This window comes from Oleiphilus sp. HI0066, from assembly GCF_001635725.1.
In genome coordinates this window covers 1-4,881 of the sequence record NZ_LWFH01000993.1, presented here as the reverse complement: position 1 = coordinate 4,881, position 4,881 = coordinate 1, and the positions used below count along the sequence as shown (strand labels likewise).

The 4,881-nt window shown below is 39.7% G+C and carries 7 protein-coding genes; 6 read left to right on the top strand and 1 reads right to left on the bottom strand.

Going from position 1 to position 4,881, the window contains the following annotated elements; all coding sequences use genetic code 11:
- Positions 1-593 precede the first annotated feature (593 nt).
- From A3738_RS11190 to A3738_RS11165, 6 genes are all read left to right on the top strand, one after another.
- The gene (locus A3738_RS11190; protein ID WP_068473950.1) at positions 594-812 is read left to right on the top strand and encodes a hypothetical protein; all 219 of its coding nucleotides are present in this window, start codon (positions 594-596) and stop codon (positions 810-812) included.
- Positions 813-869: 57 nt separating this feature from the next.
- Entirely contained in the window at positions 870-1,220 is a 351-nt protein-coding gene (locus tag A3738_RS11185; protein WP_068473952.1) for a hypothetical protein, read from the top strand.
- A 250-nt stretch (positions 1,221-1,470) separates the two neighbouring features.
- Complete coding sequence (locus tag A3738_RS11180; protein ID WP_068473955.1) at positions 1,471-1,899, top strand: hypothetical protein; 429 nt, start codon at positions 1,471-1,473, stop codon at positions 1,897-1,899.
- A 112-nt stretch (positions 1,900-2,011) separates the two neighbouring features.
- Positions 2,012-2,566, top strand: a complete 555-nt coding sequence (locus tag A3738_RS11175) for a hypothetical protein (RefSeq protein WP_068481272.1) — start codon at positions 2,012-2,014, stop codon at positions 2,564-2,566.
- Positions 2,567-3,080: 514 nt separating this feature from the next.
- A complete protein-coding gene (locus tag A3738_RS11170) occupies positions 3,081-3,443 on the top strand; it encodes a hypothetical protein (protein WP_068502542.1) in 363 nt (120 codons plus the stop codon).
- Positions 3,444-3,525: 82 nt separating this feature from the next.
- Positions 3,526-3,831, top strand: coding sequence for a hypothetical protein (locus tag A3738_RS11165; RefSeq protein ID WP_068500639.1), 306 nt, complete (start codon positions 3,526-3,528; stop codon positions 3,829-3,831).
- Positions 3,832-4,541: 710 nt separating this feature from the next.
- Here the strand turns inward: A3738_RS11165 and A3738_RS31075 are convergent.
- Positions 4,542-4,881: hypothetical protein (locus tag A3738_RS31075; RefSeq protein ID WP_068502540.1), on the bottom strand; the 340-nt coding region annotated here is incomplete at its 5' end.

Here is a 4,881-nt window from a genome sequence, read left to right as displayed (position 1 = left end):
AATTAGCATGAACAAGCTAATCGAGGAGCTATCAACTCAAGGACTTGCTGAGTTGGATACAGAAATGCGCTGCAGCGCCATGGCCGCAACAGGAAAAACAAAGAAAGGGCTAGAGATTCTAGATAAACTGGATGAGCACTTTGGAAGCTAAGATCAATTGNATTTGTTCTCAAATGAATGAAAAGCGGACATTGGTTTTCCATTCGCAAATAGACAGAAGCAGCTGTTAGTGCTTCGCAGTTCACGATGCCCGCTTCGAAGAAGATTGCAGACCTTAACGCTTTGACCGCACCTCCTTCGAGAGGTCGAGTTGTGTTGGTTCAAATTATATCTACAGGTCTCCTGTGATAACCGCACGAGGGGCGGGTATCACTGCTTATTCTTACAAAGCTCTGATTTTAAAGGGGTAATGAATTAGCAAATGCGTATTCAATACGCATTTGCTAAAGAGTGTGCGCAATTTAAAAAAACGTAAGTCTCATAAGTCTATGATTATTAATGAATTGATCGTTCCGAAGGTGTTAACCTAATTGAAAAGTGATACCCGTATCGGGTACGTAGAATTAACTGTTAAATGTCTTTATGGATAAACTATGGAATTAGAGGAACTTTTATCTAAATTAGATCAGATTCAAGAAGATGGAGTATTTGCATTCGTCAAGTGGGATGGTGAACGCTCCATAAACAAGAAAACAGTTCTAATAGAAAAGCCTGGTACTGACTTCTTATTTCGTAGAGATACAGATGACTTGGTCAACACCATAAAAGATGGTGTAAGCGAATATAATGTGTACTTTAGCACCAACATTTAACAAGTGCAGCCAACGGATTCGCTACGCTCTCCGCTGCTGCAAGCGTTATGGTCCACTATGATTAAGAAACTCGAAAGAATCTTTTATGCACTAATTCCTTTGATAGCAATCATTTATATCTGGGCAACTTGGCAGTCAAAGATTAACCCGATCATGGACAAGGTTTACGAAACAGGTCCAGAGCTAGTTAAATTCCACGAGGAAATTAATAGCAAGCTTGCAGCCGGAGAGTTGACTAAAGAGCAAGTGATTAGCATCTACCAACAAAACACTACGAATGTTCAAAAAGCAGATGAAGACATCATCACGAACATAAAGAGTATTATCTTCAAACTCTTTTCAATATTATCTCTATTTGCATTAATTGGTTCAGCACGTGCAATCTATCTTGAAATCAAACGTAACTGAAAAATATATAACCATAACCAGGCGCTCAAAGCGGCCCAACAAGTTGGGCTTGGACTGTCACTGCTGCGCAGCGCCAGCCCATTAGCGCAGCGTTGATGCGTACTAAGAATGAAAAGCGGACAATAGAATTTGGTGTTTCGAGCCGGTAGGATTTAGTCCGAATTTACAGATCCTACATCATCACGATCTAGATCTACCTGATACTAAATTAATGTACTCAAACAGCTGGTTAATCATCTTCGGTACCCTAATGGATTATTCTAAGTACTCTTACGCGGAGCTTATGCAAGCGCATAGCTCAATTAACAAGGAAAAGTATCCAGAGAACTACGCCAAACTTTTGATAGCGATTGATCAGCTTGAAAAAAGTGACCTTCCTGAACATCAATCACAAGTAGAGCAATTCAAATTAGTCGCGAGTGAAAAACAAAAAAAGCTACCTGCATCTTGGTGCGCCATATTTGCCCTAGTGTGTCTATGGCTAGCCTTCGATACACATATTGATGGATATCATTGGACGAGGCGAGGTGGAGATATAACGCGAGAAGATGATCCGTTTTGGTTCTATCTCTTTGTTGGAATGTATTTATTCGGTGCCGCCTACTCACTTTTACAAATGTTCAACGCTCTAGATCAAAGACATGAAGAAAAGAAATTACGAACTAATGATAGTGAATGATCGATTAAAACAAGTTGCCGACCACCATATAACAGACGGCAGAAAAACCTATTCGAATTGGCTTCAACAAATGAAAAGCGGAAGTAAATAACAACTAGCTGTAGGTGACAAAATGGAAGGGCCGAATTACGAAAACTATTCTCGAATCGAGTTGGAATCTGTTTTACGGAATGTAGATTCCAAAAGATATCCAGAACGAGCGGCGCGAGTCCGTGAGTTACTGAATAAGCCGGGTCATAAACCCGAGATTAGAAAAGAACAGGGGTTTTGGAGAGCGCTCTTGAGCAAAGAGTTGGAATCGGTAGTCGACGCAAAAAAAATACTTAAGGTAACATTCTGCGTCTGCTCTATTCAGCTTATTTTCATTGTTCTGCTGCGGTTATTTTTCCCTGAAATTTATGAAAAGAATATTGCTGTCAGCAGTTTTTTCGAAGTAGTGGCATTTTCTTTTGCTATCATCACGCTAGTTCTAGGATGGTTTGTGCAAAAACAGCATTTGTGGGCCGCTTATTTCCTAATCATATTTATATTGAGCCCTAATTTACTTTTTGCCTTGCTTGACCGATCTCTGCCTGATTTTAGTTTTCTAGACATTTCTTTGGTTATTCTTTTATTTGCATCTATCAAAAGTATCAAATTCATGAGAGCTGAAAGTACAGAGCTATAACTTAATAGAATCAAAAACTTTCAGACAGTTTAATAGAGCCGATTTTCGTCCGCTATTTTGTATCAGGTATTTTCAAAGCCTGTCAGAATAGACCCATAAGAATGAAAAGCGGACATTGGTTTTCCATTCGCAAATAGACAAAAGCCGCTGTTAGTGCTTCGCAGTTCACCATGCCCGCTTCGAAGAAGATTGCAGACCTTAACGCTTTGATCGCACCTGCTTCGAGAGGTCGAGTTGTGTAGGTTCAAATTATATCTACAGGTCGGCTGTGATAACCGCGCGAGCGGCGGGTATCACTGCTTACTCTTATAAAGCTCTGATTTTAAGGAGGTAATGAATTAGCAAATGCGTATTCAGTACGCATTTGCTAAAGAGTGTGCGCAATTTGAAAAAACGGAAGTCTCATAAGTCTATGATTATTAATGAATTGATCCTTCCGAAGGTGTTAACCTAATTGAAAAGTGATACCCGTATCGGGTACGTAGAATTAACTGTTATGCACTAAGAGATCGCAATGGGTAGCAAAATCGCAGGAACATTAAGCTTGTTAGGTGCAGTGGCTCTTATAGCCATATGGTGGGTGTTTCTATTTTCTGCTCGGCCTGACTGCCTAGATTCTGTTCAGCTTGCAATATCATCTGCCAAATACGCGTTGTCTCCAAGCGAGTCAGGTAGCTGGCTATTCATTTTTACTTTGGTTTCAATTTTTGCTTGTATCTTAACGGGTCTAATTCTACTTTTCGGCAAACAAAAAAATCTAGCCATGTACCTAATAGCTATACATGCTGTAGCGGCTGCGTTTATCTATACTTGGTCATTGGTAGTGGCTATCGCATTACCTTTAATCTATTTGGGTAAGGTGCAAAAAAATGCATAACAAGGGTAGGAAAAATCGCCCGCAAAAAACGCGGGCTGGACTCTCTAACGCTCGCCTTTGCTACCGGCGTTATAGGTCTTAAATGGAAACAATTGATAAGCTAATTTTATTTGTAGCCAGTATGGCCGCTTGCTTTACAGTAATCTGGAATATTTTAACTTCTATTGAAGTCTCAAAATTTTCTATATTTAGTACTAAGCAAATGCTTATCTGTTACACACAAATATGGCTTCTACCACTAATTGGTTGCTGGCTTTGCAATCAAAAAATGGATATCAAGCTTACAAAAGCAGACAATGAGTCTGGGGTAAACGATATCCCAGGCTGGCTTGGTACAGGCAAATCAACTAACTCATGTAACGATTGCGATGCTGGTATTGACGAATAAGCCCTATAACAATTTGCCGCATGCCTAGCCACTTCGTGGTTTTGGAGTTGCGTTGCTTCGCACCTCAAGCCCATGGGCAAGGCGTTAATACGTACTAAGAATGAAAAGCGGTCATTGGTTTTCCATTCGCAAATAGACATAAGCGGATGTTTGGTTGTCGCTCATCGACTAGAAATTAATGCGAACTTCTACAAAAGAAGCGGACGTTGTGATCACCAATATTCTCATTTGACGTTCGATAGTCTTATTGATATGGGATATACCGTGCCACACACCAACAAAGGATTGGTGATGCCATCATTAGGAAAGAAGTGGCTAAATAAAATCTAGATAATCTAGACCTATTAGCGACGCTTAAAGCCACTGTAATAAGGCCCAATATAAATGGTATGGGCAACAAAACTAAGACAAACTCCCACTGAGCGGCAGCTGCACCTCTAACAAAGCCAAGCTTTACCTCTAATACGTTTTTGATCATCACATAGACGAAAAAGAATGCAGCAAAATTTAAAACATTAATCAAAACCTTGATTGGTCTGGCGTTACTCATAAAAACCCTGACTGCATGTTCAAATCGTGGAGAGCACACATAAAAGATCTGTTACGTCCGCTTCTCATTCTTAGTACGTATTAGAGCTCGCTATACGGGGAAATTTGAGCCCGCGAAAATTTGTCCGTGTACTGGCGCTGGTTAGGTGGAAGTTGCTCCATCATTGGCCTGTCTCTCTCTCAGATTTAAAAAACTGCCTGAGATTTTCCATGGTTTCTGGTGATAAAGTAAAAATATCTACCCATGATTTTTCTGGCTCTAAGTTTTTTTGGATGTTAGATAAATCTTCTTTGTGAAATTCTCGTAGAAAGTAAATTGATTTCAACGCTGCTTCAGTTTCTCCAGATTCAAGCTGCTCTATAGCTTTATCGATTAATTTTAACTCAGAGAGTTTTACCTCAATTAACTCATTAGCAACAGAGCCATGAACATAATTTCTAGCCGAATCGAACCAAAAGTAACTTAATACCAAAAATAATATTATTGGTATTAAGAACATA

Coding starts and splice junctions, on each gene's coding strand:
- A3738_RS11180 (WP_068473955.1), top strand. CDS start 1,471: ATGGATTATTCTAAGTACTCTTACGCGGAGCTTATGCAAGCGCATAGC.
- A3738_RS11165 (WP_068500639.1), top strand. CDS start 3,526: ATGGAAACAATTGATAAGCTAATTTTATTTGTAGCCAGTATGGCCGCT.
- A3738_RS11185 (WP_068473952.1), top strand. CDS start 870: ATGATTAAGAAACTCGAAAGAATCTTTTATGCACTAATTCCTTTGATA.
- A3738_RS11175 (WP_068481272.1), top strand. CDS start 2,012: ATGGAAGGGCCGAATTACGAAAACTATTCTCGAATCGAGTTGGAATCT.
- A3738_RS11170 (WP_068502542.1), top strand. CDS start 3,081: ATGGGTAGCAAAATCGCAGGAACATTAAGCTTGTTAGGTGCAGTGGCT.
- A3738_RS11190 (WP_068473950.1), top strand. CDS start 594: ATGGAATTAGAGGAACTTTTATCTAAATTAGATCAGATTCAAGAAGAT.